The sequence below is a fragment of the Pseudomonas xionganensis genome, assembly GCF_009763245.1.
Taxonomy (GTDB): Bacteria; Pseudomonadota; Gammaproteobacteria; order Pseudomonadales; family Pseudomonadaceae; genus Aquipseudomonas; species Aquipseudomonas xionganensis.
This window is the reverse complement of record NZ_WKJZ01000001.1, coordinates 248,341-263,976: the sequence shown is the minus strand read 5'-3', so window position 1 is coordinate 263,976 and position 15,636 is coordinate 248,341. Positions and strand designations below refer to the sequence as shown.

The window sequence follows — 15,636 nt, the reverse complement described above, 5'->3', positions numbered from 1 at the left end:
CCTGCACGCTTTGCGGGCCAGCCATGGCGGTGAGCCGGTTCACAGCCTGACCGTCGGTGTCTGGCACGGCCTTGCCGGCGCTGCTAGCCTTGTAGATCCGGGTAGCAAAAAGCCATAAGAATCGAGTCGCTATGTCAGGCCGTCTGCTTTTCCTCTTCTGTCTGCTGACCTTTACCGGGTCTGCCAGCGCTTTGACCATCTACAAGTACGTCGACAAGCATGGCGTGGTGACCTATAGCGACCAGGCAGTGCCCGGCGCCCAGGTGTTCGTCTTCAGCGACCGCATGGTTGAGCGCCTGGATAACCAGGTGAAGCTGGAAACCAAGAAGCACGAGGCGGGCGAGACCCTGCTGGTGCGCAACGACCTGTATGCCCCGGTGCAGATCGAGCTGCGTCTGGAGCAACTGGATAACGTGGTGGGGGCGCCGGCCAAGCCGATCAACTGGGTGGTGCCGCCGCGCAGCCATATCCGCCTGGCTACCCTGGCCCCGCGCGATGCCGGCAAACCCCTGCGTTACAAGCCGAAACTGCGCTACGCCCTGGGCGATCCGCGCCTGGTGCCGACGCAGAACCGCTACCCGCTGCCCTGGCGCGGTGGCCCCTTCCGCCTGACCCAGGGCGCGGGTGGCAAGTACAGCCACTACACCCCCAAGGGGCGCTACGCCATGGATATCGCCATGCCCGAGGGTACGCCCATCGTTGCGGCCCGCGCTGGCATGGTGGTCAAGACCGAGAACAACCAGAGTGGTCGCGGCAACAACCCGGCCGGCAACTTCGTGCGCATCCTCCACGACGACGGCACCATGGGCGTGTACCTGCACCTGATGCAGGGCTCGGTCAAGGTGCGCGAGGGGCAACGGGTGGCTACCGGCACCCTGCTGGCGCGCTCCGGCAATACCGGCAACAGCACCGGCCCGCACCTGCACTTCGTGGTACAGCGCAACGTCGGCCTGGCGGTGGAGTCCATCCCCTTCGATTTCACCCAGCCGGTCAACAGCCTGCCCAACTTTGCCGTGGGTGGCGAATAGCGCGCCTGTTGCCATTCGCCTGGATGCCTTCCGCGGGGGTGGCTAGCGAAAAGCCAGGTCGCGCAGGAACAGGGTGATGGGCGGGAACATGATCAGCAGTACCGACATCAGCAGCAGAATCATGAAGAACGGCAGGCTGCCCCGGATCACTTCAAAGTAGGGACGGCGAAACACCGCAATGGCCGTGAAGATGTCACAGCCAAAGGGCGGCGTAGCCGAACCGATGGCTGCCTGCAGGGTGATGATGGTACCCACCAGCACCGGGTCCAGGCCGGACAGGCGCACGGCCGGGGCGAAGATCGGCACCAGGATCAGCATCACCACGATCGGGTCGACGAACATGCAGCCGATAAAGAAGGCGATCGAGATGATGATCAGCAGTTCGGTGGGTGAGGCCTCCAGCAAGCCGATGCCGCTGAGGATCTGCTGCGGAATCTGAGCGAAGGAAATCACCCAGGAAAAGGCCGAGCCGGCTGCCACCAGGATGAACACCACGGCGGTGATCATGCCGGTGGACAGGGCGATGCTCGACAGGTCACTGAGTTTGACCCGGCGAAAGATCAGGACTTCCAGAATCAGGGCATAGAGTACCGACACCGCGGCTGCCTCGGTGGGGCTGAACACCCCGGTGTAGATGCCGCCGATGGTCATGACCGGCAGCAACAGCGGCAGAATGGCGCGGCGGCAGGTGCGCAGGCGCTCCAGCCAGCCGAGTTTTTCACTGCGTGGAATGCCGGCCAGGCGTGCATAGATGTAGCAATAGCCAGCGAGCAGCAGCATCAGCAGCAGGCCCGGGCCGATCCCGGCGATAAACAGCTCGGCGACCGAAGTGCCGGAAACCACCCCATAGATGATCATGCCGATGCTCGGTGGAATCAGCAGGGCGATATCCGAGGCGTTGATGATCAGCGCCATGGCGAAACTGTCCTTGTAGCCCTGTTGCAGCATCTTCGGTCGCATGATGCTGCCGACCCCCACCACGGTCGCCTGGGTCGAGCCCGACAGGGCACCGAACATGGCGCAGCTCAGCGCCGTGGTGACCGCCATGCCCCCGCGGACATGGCCGACGAACGCCATGGCCACATCCAGTAATCGGTTGGCCGTGGCGCCGCGGGTGATGATGTCGGCGGCCAGGATAAACATCGGCACGGCGACCAGGGCCGATGGCCGAATACCGGCAATCATCTGCTGGATCAGGAACTCCGGCCCCATATTGAAGAAGAACAGAAAGCCCGCAGCCGCAGCTGCCAGCAGGGTGGTCATCATGGGAAAGCCTGCCAGCAGCAGGACCAGCATGATCAGCAGAAGGGCGGTGGTCATATCCATGCGGGCGAACTCAGGCTTGCGGTGGAAGAGGCGCGTCGATGTGCTGCTGCGGCGCTTCACGGCGCCCGAGCAGAACCAGCAGCTGGACAAAGGCATGGCGCAGGAACTGCAGCCCGCTCATGCCCAGCCCCAGGGGAATCACCAGGTAGATGTAGTGCAGCGGCAGTTGCAGGGCCGAGGAAGCACGGCCGACGCGCGCAGCTGACTGCACGTAGCCGATGGAGGCCCAGGTCAGCCAGCACAGCAGCGCGGCAGTCAGCAGGTGGATCAGCAGCAGGCTGGCCGCCGCCGGCTTGCCTGTCAGCTGCTCGATAAAGGCGCTCATACTGATATGGCGATTGTGCCGGGCAGCGTAGCTGCAGCCGACGAAGGTGACGAAGATGATCAGGAACTGATTGAGCTCTTCGGAGAAGTACAGGCTCTGATTGAACAGATAGCGGCCAAAGACATTGGCGACCGAGTTCAGCGCCATCAGCAGGATGGCGCTGGCGAGGATAAAGGCCTCGAGCTTTTCCAGCAGCCAATCCAGTTTAGACAACCAAGGCATTGCCACCTCCTGCCTGTAGCCGTGGCGACAGGCATTTTTATTGTTGTGGAGGCTCGACAGTATCGCCGGCTAAAAATCATGTCAATTAAATATTTGAATCATTACAAATCTGTCAGTTTTATTGCTCTGACATGATTTTCGTGCTGCTTCAGAATACGAAATGCATGGGCGGCGGGATTTCTTCCATCAGTGTATTCAACGTGCTCAGTCCGGCCTGGACGCGTGCGCGGCTCTGCTCGGCGCCCAGGCTGATGCGCACATAGGGGTTGTTGCGGTCGACGCTGACCAGGAAGGGCTCTGCCGGAAAGATCATCACGCCTTCCTGGCGCGCACGCCGCACGAATTTGTCCGGCTGCCAGTGCTCCGGCAGCTCAGCCCAGATATGCATGCCGTTGGGGTGGGCCTTGTAGCGACAGGCGCTGAGGAGTTCGCTGGCCATTTGCTGGCGGGCGGCGAATTCCTGTTGCTGGAAACCGATCATGCGTTCCAGGGTGCCGTCCTGCATCCACCAGCTGGCGATCTCGAACGGCATCAGGGTGGCCATCCAGGTGGTGCTGCGCAGGCGGCCGATGGCCTGCTGCACCAGGTGCGGCGGGGTGACCAGATAACCGGCGCGCATGCCGGGCAGGGTCACCTTGGTCAGGCTGGTGGCATAGAAGCTGCGCTCCGGAATCAGGGCCGACAGGGGTGGACTGCGATCCGGCTGCAGGGCGCCGTAGACATCATCTTCCACCACCGTCAGGTCATAGCGCCGAGCCAGTTCGGCAATCTGCTGGCGGCGTTCCAGACCCATGGTGTTGTTGTTCGGGTTGTTCATGGTCGGGGTGCAGAACAGTACCCGGGCTCCGCCCTGGCGGCAGGCGGCCTCCAGGGCTTCGGGCAGCAGACCCTGGTCATCGGCGGCCACACCCTTGAGCTTGAAATGCAGGGTTTGCGCCAGTGCCAGCAACAGCATCCCTGTCTCATGCTCGCAGAGTACCGTATCACCCGGGTTGAGCACGGTGGCCATGGCAATGGTCAGGGCATGGGCGGTGCCATTGCAGAACAGCATGTGATCGGGATCGGCCGGCATCTTCTGCTGCTGCGCCAGCCAGTTGCAGACCACCTCGCGGTGCTGGGTCAGGCCCTGGGTGGGGTGGAAGGACGTGATGAAGTCGTCACGCCCCTCCCGGGCCAGGCGCTCCAGGCCCTCACGATACAGTTTGACGTGACGGGCGGTGCACACCGGGTGGGCGGTGGACAGGTCAATGCCGCGGTTGGGGTCCTCATGTTCGTCGGTGGACAGGTAGTCCGACTCATGGCTGACGTGGCGGCTGCGCACGAAGGTGCCGCTCCCCACCTGAGCGTAGATGACGCCCTGCTTCTCGGCATGGGCATAGGCATTGCTCACCGTCTGCACGCTAACGCCCAACACCTCGGCCAGTTCGCGGTGGGTGGGCAGTTTGCTGCCGGGCTGCAGGGCGCCGGCGTTGATTGCCTCGTTGAGGGCGTTGCCGATGGCCAGGTATTTCGGCTGACCGGAGCGGATAAAGGGCTTCAGGTCTATTGTCATAGTTCAATAAAGTCCTTGACGAAAAATGTACTGGTATTAAATATGTGTTTCGTGCGGATTGACCTGCATTTGATGCGGTCACTCTAGCAGGTTTCAGTACATTGCATAACCGCTCGACCTGTTCGGGCGGCCGGATAAGGGCCTGAACGCCCCGGCGTTCAATTTCGAGATGCTGTCATGAGTGAAATCGCGTTGAATTTCAGCCGTGAAGAGTATGCCCAGCGCTTGGCCAAGGTGCGTGCTGCCATGGCCGAGCGGGGGATCACCACGCTGATCGTGCATGATCCATCCAACATGGCCTGGCTGACAGGCTACGACGGCTGGTCGTTCTACACCCCGCAGTGCGTGGTGGTTGGTCAGCAGGGCAACCCGCTGTGGTACGGCCGCGGCATCGATGCCAATGGCGCCCGGCGCACCGTCTACCTGCCGGAAGAGGACATTGCTTCCTACAGCGACCGCTATGTCATGAACCCGCCCCATCATGCCCTCGACTATCTGTGCCAGGAGATCCTGCCGGCACGGGGTTGGACCCAGGGTGTGGTGGGCGTGGAAATGGACAACTACTACTACAGCGCCACCTCGCACCAGGCTCTGCAGCGCGGCCTGCCCCAGGCACCGCTAGTGGATGCCACCGGTCTGGTCAACTGGTGCCGGGCGATCAAGTCGGGCCAGGAAATCGAATACATGCGGGTGGCCGCGCGGATCGTCGAGAACATGCACCGCGCGATCATCGACATGGTCGAGCCGGGACTGCCGAAGAATGTGCTGGTAGGTGAAATCTACCGCGTAGCCTGCGTCGGTCACGATGGCAAGTTTGGTGATTACCCGGCCATTGTGCCCATGCTGCCCTCGGGCAAGGATGCCTCGGCACCGCACCTGACCTGGGACGAGCGCCCGTTCAAGAAGGGCGAAGGCACCTTCTTCGAGATCGCCGGTTGCCACAAGCGCTACCACTGCCCCTTGTCGCGTACCCTTTACCTGGGCGAACCGTCGGCGGCTTTCCGCAAGGCCGAGGAAGCGATCAATGCCGGTCTCGAAGCCGGCCTGGCGGTGGCCAAGCCCGGCAACACCTGTGGTGACATCGCCCGGGAGCTGAACAGCACCTTGCGCCGTTACGGTTACGACCGTGGCGACAACCGCTGTGGCTACCCGATTGGTCTGAGCTATCCGCCGGACTGGGGCGAGCGAACCATGAGCCTGCGCGAGAGCGACACCACGGTGTTGCAACCTGGTATGACCTTCCACTTCATGCCGGGCCTGTGGCTGGACGACTGGGGCCTGGAAACCACCGAAAGCATCCTGATCACGGAAACCGGCGTGGAAACCCTCTGCGACTTTCCGCGTCAGCTGTTCGTCAAGGCCTGAAGGGGGAGTACGCATGAACATATCCGTTGAAGCAGAGTTGCAGGCCAACCGTTGCACCCCGGCCGTCGAGATGCGCCCCAGCACCATCAGTGCCACGGTGGATTTCGACCGGGATGGCGTGCAGCACGGCTTTCTCAAGTTGCCCTATTCCCACGACCAGTCGGCCTGGGGCTGCATCATGATTCCCATCAGCGTGGTGAAGAACGGTGAGGGCCCCACCGCCCTGCTCACCGGCGGCAACCATGGCGACGAGTACGAGGGCATCACCAGCCTGCTCAAGCTGGCCAGTGAGCTGAGTGCCGAGCAGGTGCGCGGGCGCGTCATCATCGTGCCGGCGATGAACTACCCGGCGGTGCAGAATGGCAGCCGGACCTCGCCGATCGACAAGGGCAACATGAACCGCTCCTTTCCCGGCAACCCGGCCGGGAGCATGACCGAGCGGATCGCCGACTACTTCCAGCGCTACCTGATTCCCCTGTGCGACTACGCCCTGGACATTCACTCCGGCGGCAAGACCCTGGACATCCTGCCGTTCGCCGCGGCCCATCGGTTGCCCGATGCGCAGCAGGAGGCCCGCTGCATCGAGGGTGCCCGCCTGTTCGGCACCCCGGCCAGCATGATTCTTTTCGAGCTGGATGCGGCCTCGCTGTACGACACGGCGGTGGAGGTCCAGGGCAAGGTGTTCGTCACCACCGAATTGCGTGGGGGCGGCACCAGCACCCCGGAAACCATGGCCCTGGCCGATCGCGGCGTGCGCAACTTTCTCAAGTTCGCCGGGATCCTCGACGGTGAGCCGGAGTTGCCCGAAGCGGCGCCCCTGCAACTGGATATGCCCGATGCCAGCTGCTATGTGCAGAGCACCCATCGCGGCATCCTCGAACTGACCCTCAGCCTGGGTGAGCCGGTGCGTCAGGGCGACCTGGTGGCGCGGGTGCATGCCTTCGAGCGCACCGGTACACCGGCCGTGGAATATCGTGCGCAGCGCGACGGCCTGCTGGTGGCCCGGCGCTTTCCCGCACTGGTGGACATTGGCGATACCCTGGCGGTAATCGCCGACATCGTCGAAAGCTGAAAGCCGCTGTGGCGGCCGCTCTTCAATGACAATAACAGCAAGCGGAGACCTCACCATGTACACACTCAATGCACTGAAAAAAGCGGCCCTGGCGGCCGCCATGGGCCTGGCCCTGGCCGGTCAGGCCAGCATGGCCGCAGCCGAAGAATGGAAGTTCGCCCTGGAGGAAATCAGCGGCAGCGTGCAGGACGCCTATGCGCAGAAGTTCAAGGCACTGATCGAGGAGAAAAGCGCCGGCAAGATCAGCGTCACCGTCTATCCCTATGGCGCGTTGGGCGAATCGGAGGATCTGACCGAGCTGGTGGCCAATGGCGTGCTGCAGTTCACCCATGGCTCTACCGGCATCCTGGGCTCGACGGCGCCGGGCATGCAGGTGTTCTCGGTGCCTTACCTGCTGTCCCAGGACAACCAGGTCAACCTCAAGCTGCTCACCGAAAGCCCGACCATCTACGGACCGGTGGCCGACAAGCTGAAAGCCCGTAACCTGCGCCTGCTGAGCATGTACCCGGAAGGCGAGATGGTCTGGAGCACCAACAAGGAAATACGCCAGCCGGCCGACTTCGCCAATGTGAAGATGCGCGTGATGGCCTCGCCGATGCTGGTGGAGACCTACAAGTCCTTTGGTGCCGTGCCGACGCCGCTGCCCTATTCGGAGGTCTACGGCGGCCTGCAGCTGAAGATGATCGACGGTCAGGAGAACCCCATCTTCGCCATCGAGGAGATGAAGTTCTACGAGGTCAACGATGTGCTGACCTGGTCGGGTCATCAGCAGTTCACCGTGGCCGTACTGTCCAGCGAGTCCTGGTACCAGGGCCTGCCGGCCGAGCAGCGGCAGATGATCGATGAAACCGTGGCGGAACTGGCGCCCTATATCTTCGAGACCCAGGCCAGCTACAACAAGGAGCGCCTGCAGAAGATCCAGCAGGCCAAGCCGGGTATCAAGCTGGTGCACCTGACTGAGCAGGAGCAGGCCGCCTTCCGTGAAGCCAGCCAGCCGCTGCGCGACAAGCTGGTGGACCTGGCCGGCCCCGAGGCGGGTGCGGTGCTCAAGGCTCTGGAAGCGGAAATTGCGGCGCTGGAGCAGCAGTAAACCGGTTGCCGGCGGCCCGAGCGGCCGCCGGTCTGTTTTGCCATGTGCCGGTTTTCCCGGGTCGCGCGTACATCCCCCTGAGTCCAGCCCTGGACGGTGCGCGCGTGACGCCTCGGCACATGGCCGTTTACCTGGAGCGCGGCATGCGTCTTGACAGCTATGACCTGAAAATCCTGCGCATCCTGCAGGTCAACGGTCGCATTACCAAATCCAGTCTGGCCGAGGCCATCAATCTGTCCGTCAGCCCCTGCTGGGAGCGGGTCAAACGCCTGGAGGACGCCGGGATCATTCGTGGCTATGGCGCCCAGCTGAACACGGAGATTCTGCTCAAACGGGCTGCGGTGATGGTCGAAGTCAGCCTCAAGCAGCACAGCCGCGAGGCCTTTCAGCGTTTCGAGAATGCCATGCAGGCCTGCCCCGAAGTCACCGAGTGCTACGCCACGGGTGGCGGCATCGACTACATCGTCAAGGTCATGGCCTGCGACATCGATCAGTATCAGCGCCTGATCGATCAGTGGCTGATGAGCGACCTGGGCATCGAGCGCTATTTCACCTACATCGTGACCAAGACCGTCAAATTGAGCGAGCCGGCCGTGTTGGCCGACCTGCGCGACGCAGACTGAGCAGGTATCCCGGGCCTGCTCCCTCCCCCTGCCGGCGACCTTCGCCGGTGCTGTGATCCACCCGCTTGGCAACCCCCGTACGGCTTATGCGTCCTGTCCCTGGTCAAGGCGGTTGGGTCCTTGGCGTGTCTGTCGGGTGCGGCGTCATGGCCCCAGGACAGGTTCGCCGCAGCGTTGCAAAAAAAACCGCGAAATAGCCCGGGCAAAGGAAAAAAACAGGGTGCGCGGCGCCGCTTTACAGAAAAAACCGGGAGGCAATCCCCCCTAGAGTGGAACCCGTAATCACGAACCAAATCGGCGCGATCCCCAGCGATCGTCCGAGCACGCTGAGGGGCGTTGACCATGCACACACTCGAAGATCCGCGTCTGATTCGCCAGCTGGCCTATGTCAACGGCAAATGGGTCGCCGGCCATGACGGTCAGGACGAAGCCGTCATCGACCCGGCCACCGAAGAAACCATTGGCCGCTGTGTCCTGCTGGATGCCAGCCAGATCGAGGCCGCCATCGACGCTGCCGAGGCCGCCTTGCCCGCCTGGCGAGCCCTGTCGGTGGATGCCCGTGGTGCGATCCTGAACAGATGGCATGACCTGCTGCTGGCCAACAAGGAAGACCTGGCCCGTCTGATGACCCTGGAACAGGGCAAGCCGATCGATGAGGCCCGGGGCGAGATCGATTACGCCGCCTCTTTTATCCGCTGGTTCGCCGAGGAGGCGCGGCGCGCTTACGGCGAGACCATTCCCAGCCACATTCGCAACGCCCAGCTGGGCAGCGTGCGTGAACCGATCGGTGTCGCCGCGCTGATCACGCCGTGGAACTTCCCCTGCGCGATGATTACCCGCAAGGCCGCCGCCGCCCTGGCGGTGGGGTGCACGGTGCTGGTCAAGCCGGCCGGCGAGACGCCGTTCTCCGCCCTGGCCCTGGCCGAACTGGCCGAGCGCGCCGGTTTTCCCGCCGGGGTGTTCAATGTCATCACCGGCGAGCCGGAGATGGTCTCGCAGGTGCTGTGCGCCAGCGACAAGGTCAAGGCCTTGTCCTTCACCGGATCGACCCGGGTCGGGCGCCTGCTTCTGCAGCAGGCCGCGGCCACGGTGAAAAAATGCTCCATGGAGCTGGGCGGCAACGCGCCCTTTATCGTGCTGCCGGACATGGATGTGGAAGAGGCTGCACAAGCCGCCATCGATGCCAAGTTCCAGACCACTGGCCAGGACTGCCTGGCGGCCAACCGCATCTTCGTGCACCGCTCGCTGTACGAGCCCTTCCTCGCCGCCTTCGCCCGGCGCATGGCCGAGCTGACCGTGGGCAACGGCCTGGTCCGTGGCGTCAACCAGGGGCCGCTGATCAATCGCAAGGCCGTGCTCAAGGCCCAGGAACTGGTCGATGACGCCGTGGCTCAGGGCGCGCGACTGCTGGTCGGTGACCAGCGCCAGGCGCCAGGAAGCAACTTCTTCATGCCGACCCTGCTGGCCGATGTGACGCCGCAGATGCGCGTATACCGCGAGGAAAACTTCGCCCCGGTGGCCGGGGTGCTGGCCTGGGACGATCTGCAGCAGTTGATTGCCCAGGCCAACGACACCGAATACGGCCTGGCCGCCTATGTCTACGGCCACGACATTCGGCCGGTGTGGGCACTGTTGCGCGGCCTGGAGTTCGGCATGGTCAGCGTCAACTCGGTGAAGATGACCGGCCCACCCGTGCCCTTCGGTGGCGTCAAGCAGTCCGGTCTCGGCCGCGAGGGCTCGCGCCACGGCCTCGATGAATACAGCCAGATCAAATACTACTGCCTGGGCAACCTGCCCAGTGCCAGCGGTAGCTGAAAACGACAGCGGGCTTCGCGCGCCATGCGCTGCCTAGCCTGCGCTTGCCAGGTCTTCAGTGGGGTCGACTCCACTGAAGCCAATCACGAATGAGTTCCAAGAGGGCACTGCCATGACCATCGACACCCAGAAGATCATCGAGATCGACCGCCAGAACGTCTTTCACGCCTCCACCCATCTCAAGCAGCATGCCCATGGTGAAAGCCCGGCACGTATCGTCACCGGTGCCCAGGGCATCCGCATCCGCGATTCGCTGGGCAACGAGTTTATCGACGGCTTTGCCGGGCTGTACTGCGTAAATATCGGCTATGGCCGCACGGAAATGGCCGAGGCCATCTACAAGCAGGCCAAGGAACTGGCCTACTACCATACCTATGTCGGCCATACCACCGAGGGCATGGCGACCCTGTCCGAGCGCATCGTCAAGCTCGCCGGCCAGGGCATGAGCAAGGTCTACTACGGCATGTCCGGCTCGGACGCCAACGAGACCCAGCTCAAGCTGGTCTGGTACTACAACAACATCCTCGGCCGTCCCGAGAAGAAAAAGGTGATTTCCCGTGACCGTGGTTATCACGGTTCGAGCATCGCCTCGGGCTCCATGACCGGCCTGCCGGTGTTCCATGCCCATTTCGACCTGCCGCTGGAGCGCATCAAGCACACCGTGGCCCCGGTCTACTACCGGCGCCCGGACGACGCCATGAGCGAGCTGGAGTTTTCCCGCTACTGCGCGCACAAGCTTGAGGAGATGATCCTCGCCGAAGGGCCGGAGACGGTCGCGGCGATGATCGGCGAACCGGTGCTCGGCACCGGCGGCATCGTGCCGCCACCGCAGGGCTACTGGGCGGAAATCCGCAAGGTGCTGGACAAGTACGACATCCTCCTGATTGCCGATGAGGTGGTCTGTGGCTTCGGTCGCCTGGGCGTCGATTTCGGTTCCCAGTACTACGAGATGAAGCCGGACCTGATCACCGTGGCCAAGGGCCTGACCTCGGCTTATCAGCCGCTGTCCGGGGTGATCGTCGGCGAGCGCGTGTGGCAGGTACTGGAGCAGGGCACCGACACCTACGGCGCCATCGGCCATGGCTACACCTATTCCGGTCACCCCATGGGCATCGCCTCGGCCATTGCCAACCTGGACATCATCGAGCGCGAAAATCTCACCGGCAACGCCCGCGATACCGGGGCCTACCTGCAGCAGCGCATGCAGGCCACCTTCGCCGAGCATCCCCTGGTCGGCGAGGTGCGTGGCATCGGCCTGCTGGCGGCCCTGGAGTTCTCCAGCGACCGCAGCAAGCGCCAGCACTTCGACCCCAGCCTCAAGGTCGGCCCGCAGATTTCCGCAGCCTGCCTGGAAGAAGGGCTGATCGCCCGGGCCATGCCGCACGGCGACATCCTCGGCTTCGCCCCGCCGCTGGTGGTCACCCGTGGTGAAGTGGATGACATCGTGGCGCGCGCCGAGCGGGCCATCAACAAGGTCACCGACAAGCTGATCACCAGCGGTGCCTGGAACGCCAAGTAAGCACCGGCCGACTGAAGCCACCCCAGCGGTGGCTTCAGGGCATTGTCTGGATGAATGCACAGATGAGCGAACAACTGACACTCAAGGACATCTACCTGGCTCGCCAGCGGATCGCCGGGCTGGCCCTGCGTACGCCACTGGTGCGCTCGGAATCACTTTCACGACGCTGGAACTGTGACGCCTGGTTGAAGCTCGACAACCTGCAGCCTACCGGCGCCTTCAAGCTGCGCGGTGCGGCCAACGCACTGCTCGGCCTGGACCCGGCGCAGCGAGAGCGGGGCGTGGTGACCATGTCGACCGGTAATTTCGGCCGCGGGCTGGCCTATGCCGGTAGGCGCCTGAACATTCCGGTGACGGTCTGCATTTCTCGCCTGGTGCCGGACAACAAGGTGGCTGCGCTGCGCGCCAGTGGCGCCGAGGTGGTGATCCATGGCGACTGCCAGGACGATGCCGACTGCGAGGCACGTCGCTTGCGCGATGAGCGGGGCCTGGCCTATCTGCCACCGTTCGACCACCCACTGGTGATCGCCGGTCAGGGCACCTGCGGGCTGGAAATCCTCGAAGAGCAGCCGGAAATCGACATGATCTTTGCCGGCCTGTCCGGCGGGGGACTGATCGCCGGCATCGGTCTGGCGGCCAAGAGCATCAATCCGGCGCTCGAAGTGATCGGCGTGAGCATGAACGAGGGCGCGGCCATGCTGGAAAGCCTGGCCGCCGGCCATCCGCTGCAGGTGGCGGAAGTGTCCTCGCTGGCGGACAGCCTGGGCGGTGGCATCGGCCTGGACAACGCCTGGACCTTTGCCATGACCCAGCGCTACATGGACCGCGGCTACAAGGTCGATGAAGTGCAGATTGCGCGCGCCATGGTACAGCTGCTGCGCGAGGACAAACTGCTGGTCGAAGGGGCTGCCGCAGTCGGCATGGCCGCGGTCGAGCAGCATCGCCTGGACTTGAGCGGGCGCCGCGTGGCCTTTGTCATCAGTGGTCAGAACCTATCCACCACCACCTTTGCCCAGGCCTGTCGCCTGGCAGGAGAGCCACCCTATGCAGATCTATAACCGCGCGCAGATTGCTGAAAAGGTACGCCTCGATCACGCCGCGCTGGAGGCGGTCGAGGCCGGCTTTGCCGCGCTCGGGCGGGGTGAGGTGGAAATGCCGCCGATTCTCAGCATGAACATTGCCGAGAACAACGGCGAAGTGGACGTGAAAACCGCGCATATCCATGGCTGGCCACGCTTTGCCATCAAGATCAGCCCCGGCTTTTTCGACAATCCCGCACTGGGCCTGCCGAGCCTCAATGGCTTGATGCTGCTGTTTTCGGCCAAGACCGGTCTGGTCGATGCGGTGTTGTTCGATGAGGGCTACCTGACCGACATCCGCACCGCGCTGGCCGGTGCGGTGGCCGCCAAGTACCTGGCGCGCGAGGCGGCGACCACGGTGGCGGTGATCGGTGCCGGGCTTCAGGCCGAGTTGCAGGTGGCGGCGTTGCGTCTGGTGCGTGATATCCAGGCCGTGCATGTGCATGCCCGCGATCCGCTCAAGGCGCAGCAGTATGCGGCCCAGATGCAGGCCCGCCACGGCTTGCCGGTCACGGTTCACGCTAGCGCGGCGGCGGCCTGCGCCGCAGCCGATATCGTGGTCACCACCACGCCGGCGCGTGAACCCGTGCTGCACTGGCACGATCTGCCCAGGGGTGTGCATGTCACGGCCATGGGCTCGGACAACCCGCACAAGCAGGAGCTGGAGCCAGCCATCCTGGCAGGCGCCGATGTGCTGGTGGTGGATCGCCTGAGCCAGTCCCGGGCCCTGGGTGAACTGCACCATGCCCCGGATCTGGCGCGGGAGGTGCTGGAGTTGGGAGCGCTGGTGGTCAGTGGCCGCTCGGCGCGCAGCCGGGATGACCAGATCACGGTGTGCGACCTGACGGGCACCGGCGTGCAGGACACCGCCATCGCCAACTATGCCGCGCGTCTGCTTGAAGGAGCCTGAGATGATTGCGTCCTTCGCGGCATTTCAGGCGTTTCAGCGTAGTTTCACCTACCCCGCCAGCGTGGACGACGGCCATGTGCGCATCGGCCTGCTGCAACTGGCCAGTGACTTCACCCTGGAGAATGAGTGGCGCCAGCTGCTCGGTGAACGGGTCGAACTGTACAGCACCCGTACCCCCTGCAGCCCGGCCGTGACTGCGGAGGGCCTGCGCAGCCTGGCGCGGGGGCTGACACAGTCCTGTGAGCAACTGGTTCCCGGCATGCCGCTGGATGTGCTGACCTTCGGCTGCACGTCCGGCAGCATGCTGATTGGCGAGCAGGAAATCGCGCGCCTGATCAACCAGGCGCGCCCCGGGGTGCCGGTCAGCAATCCGTGGAGCGCGGTCAAGGCCGCCCTGCGTGGCCTGGGAGCACGGCGTATCGCGGTGCTCACGCCCTATATCAGCGAGGTCAATTACCCGTTTTACCAGGGCCTTGAGCAGGCGGGGCACGAAGTGGTGGCGTTCGGCAGTTTCGAAGTCCTGGCCGACGCCGAGATTCCGCGTATACCCGCCGCGTCCATCGAGGTGGCCGCCCAGGCTCTGTTGGTGGGGCAGCGGGTCGATGCGCTGTTTCTCGCCTGTACCAACCTGAGAACCCTGACACTGCTGGACGGCCTGGAAAAGCGCCTGGGCCTGCCGGTGGTGTCCAGCAACCAGGCGCTGTTCTGGCATGCCCTGCAACTGGCCGGCTGCGTGCACCGGCCCCAGGGCTTTGGCAGCTTGCTGGCCGACAGCCGGGCAGCGGGCTGAACCCCGCTGAGCGCAGCGGACACCAAATCATGCCTGGAGGCGGGCACCATGCAGGACAGACAAAAAGGCGTGCTGTTGACGACACTGGGCATGCTGATTATTTCGCCGGATGCCCTGGTGCTGCGCTGGCTGGATTCGCCGCCGCTGCAGATACTGGCCTGGCGGGGACTGATCATGGCGACCGGCCTGGCCCTGTTGTTGAGCTGGCGTTACCGCGGCCGCCTGCTGACGGCCTTGCACCGTTGCGGCTGGACCGGGGTGGGTTGTGCGCTCTGCTACTGCTTCAGCACCCTGTGCTTTGTCAGTGCCGTCAGCCTGACAGGGGCCGCCAGCGCCCTGGTGATCTTCAGTCTGTCGCCGCTGCTTGCCGCGGCCCTGAGCTGGGTCTGGCTGGGCGAGCGTCTGGCGCTGCGTACCTTGCTGGCCATTGGTCTGTGTCTGGCGGGCGTGCTGCTGATCGTCGCCGATGCGCCCAGCGGACAGAGCCGCAGCGGTACGCTGCTGGCCCTGGTGGCGGCCACTCTACTGGCCGGCAACCTCAGCCTGGCGCGCAGTCAGCCGGGCATTGACATGAGTCCGGCGCTGATCCCGGGGGCTTTGCTGGTCTCGCTGCTGGGCTTTGTGTTCGGCGGTACGCCTGCCCTGGCATTCAACCAGTGGCTGGGGCTGGCGCTGATGGCCGGTGTGCTGTTGCCCCTGGCCTTTATGCTGATCCAGCTCGGGCCACGCTGGATCAGTGCCACGGAGGTGGGCTTGCTGTTGCTTCTGGAGGTGGTGCTGGGGCCGCTGTGGGTCTGGTGGCTGCTCGACGAGGCACCGAGCCGCACGGTATTGCTGGGCGGCGCGCTCATCCTGGTCACCCTGCTGGTACACAGCCTGCACGGTTGGCGCCGGCGTCCGCCGCCGGTGCTGGCCTGAGG

General features: G+C 64.1%; 14 protein-coding genes. 11 read left to right on the top strand and 3 right to left on the bottom strand.

Annotation, left to right across the window (positions count from 1 at the left end; genetic code table 11):
* Positions 1-131: 131 nt before the first annotated feature.
* Positions 132-1,028, top strand: a complete 897-nt coding sequence (locus GJV18_RS01235) for a peptidoglycan DD-metalloendopeptidase family protein (protein WP_160342907.1) — start codon at positions 132-134, stop codon at positions 1,026-1,028.
* 42 nt (positions 1,029-1,070) lie between these two features.
* On the opposite strand, the gene GJV18_RS01230 is transcribed toward GJV18_RS01235, so the two are convergent.
* From GJV18_RS01230 to ehuR, 3 genes are all read right to left on the bottom strand, one after another.
* The gene (locus tag GJV18_RS01230) at positions 1,071-2,348 is read right to left on the bottom strand and encodes a TRAP transporter large permease (protein WP_160345915.1); all 1,278 of its coding nucleotides are present in this window, start codon (positions 2,346-2,348) and stop codon (positions 1,071-1,073) included.
* A gap of 16 nt (positions 2,349-2,364) precedes the next feature.
* Positions 2,365-2,901 carry a TRAP transporter small permease gene (locus GJV18_RS01225; protein WP_160342906.1) on the bottom strand — a complete coding sequence of 179 codons (537 nt, stop codon included), beginning with the start codon at positions 2,899-2,901 and terminating at the stop codon, positions 2,365-2,367.
* A 148-nt stretch (positions 2,902-3,049) separates the two neighbouring features.
* Complete coding sequence (ehuR, locus tag GJV18_RS01220) at positions 3,050-4,453, bottom strand: MocR-like ectoine utilization transcription factor EhuR (RefSeq protein ID WP_160342905.1); 1,404 nt, start codon at positions 4,451-4,453, stop codon at positions 3,050-3,052.
* 177 nt (positions 4,454-4,630) lie between these two features.
* Between ehuR and doeA the strand changes: the two genes are divergently transcribed.
* The 10 genes from doeA to GJV18_RS01170 all read left to right on the top strand — a co-directional run bounded on the left by doeA (position 4,631) and on the right by GJV18_RS01170 (position 15,634).
* On the top strand, positions 4,631-5,818 hold the full coding sequence (gene doeA, locus GJV18_RS01215) for an ectoine hydrolase DoeA (RefSeq protein WP_160342904.1): 1,188 nt from the start codon (positions 4,631-4,633) through the stop codon (positions 5,816-5,818).
* 13 nt (positions 5,819-5,831) lie between these two features.
* Positions 5,832-6,890: a N(2)-acetyl-L-2,4-diaminobutanoate deacetylase DoeB gene (doeB, locus tag GJV18_RS01210; RefSeq protein ID WP_218571946.1), complete on the top strand. Its 1,059-nt coding sequence runs from the start codon at positions 5,832-5,834 to the stop codon at positions 6,888-6,890.
* 55 nt (positions 6,891-6,945) lie between these two features.
* Positions 6,946-7,980: a TRAP transporter substrate-binding protein gene (locus tag GJV18_RS01205; protein WP_233280059.1), complete on the top strand. Its 1,035-nt coding sequence runs from the start codon at positions 6,946-6,948 to the stop codon at positions 7,978-7,980.
* Positions 7,981-8,123: 143 nt separating this feature from the next.
* Positions 8,124-8,603 carry an Lrp/AsnC family transcriptional regulator gene (locus GJV18_RS01200; protein WP_160342902.1) on the top strand — a complete coding sequence of 160 codons (480 nt, stop codon included), beginning with the start codon at positions 8,124-8,126 and terminating at the stop codon, positions 8,601-8,603.
* Between the two features lie 342 nt (positions 8,604-8,945).
* The gene (locus GJV18_RS01195; protein WP_160342901.1) at positions 8,946-10,418 is read left to right on the top strand and encodes an NAD-dependent succinate-semialdehyde dehydrogenase; all 1,473 of its coding nucleotides are present in this window, start codon (positions 8,946-8,948) and stop codon (positions 10,416-10,418) included.
* A 112-nt stretch (positions 10,419-10,530) separates the two neighbouring features.
* Complete coding sequence (locus GJV18_RS01190; RefSeq protein WP_160342900.1) at positions 10,531-11,937, top strand: aspartate aminotransferase family protein; 1,407 nt, start codon at positions 10,531-10,533, stop codon at positions 11,935-11,937.
* Positions 11,938-11,999: 62 nt separating this feature from the next.
* A complete protein-coding gene (eutB, locus tag GJV18_RS01185; RefSeq protein ID WP_160342899.1) occupies positions 12,000-12,995 on the top strand; it encodes a hydroxyectoine utilization dehydratase EutB in 996 nt (331 codons plus the stop codon).
* Positions 12,982-13,926 carry a cyclodeaminase gene (locus GJV18_RS01180; protein WP_160342898.1) on the top strand — a complete coding sequence of 315 codons (945 nt, stop codon included), beginning with the start codon at positions 12,982-12,984 and terminating at the stop codon, positions 13,924-13,926. The genes eutB and GJV18_RS01180 overlap by 14 nt, the downstream gene beginning before the upstream one ends.
* A gap of 1 nt (position 13,927) precedes the next feature.
* Positions 13,928-14,716, top strand: coding sequence for a maleate cis-trans isomerase family protein (locus tag GJV18_RS01175; protein WP_160342897.1), 789 nt, complete (start codon positions 13,928-13,930; stop codon positions 14,714-14,716).
* A 48-nt stretch (positions 14,717-14,764) separates the two neighbouring features.
* Positions 14,765-15,634: a DMT family transporter gene (locus GJV18_RS01170; protein WP_160342896.1), complete on the top strand. Its 870-nt coding sequence runs from the start codon at positions 14,765-14,767 to the stop codon at positions 15,632-15,634.
* Positions 15,635-15,636: the final 2 nt, after the last annotated feature.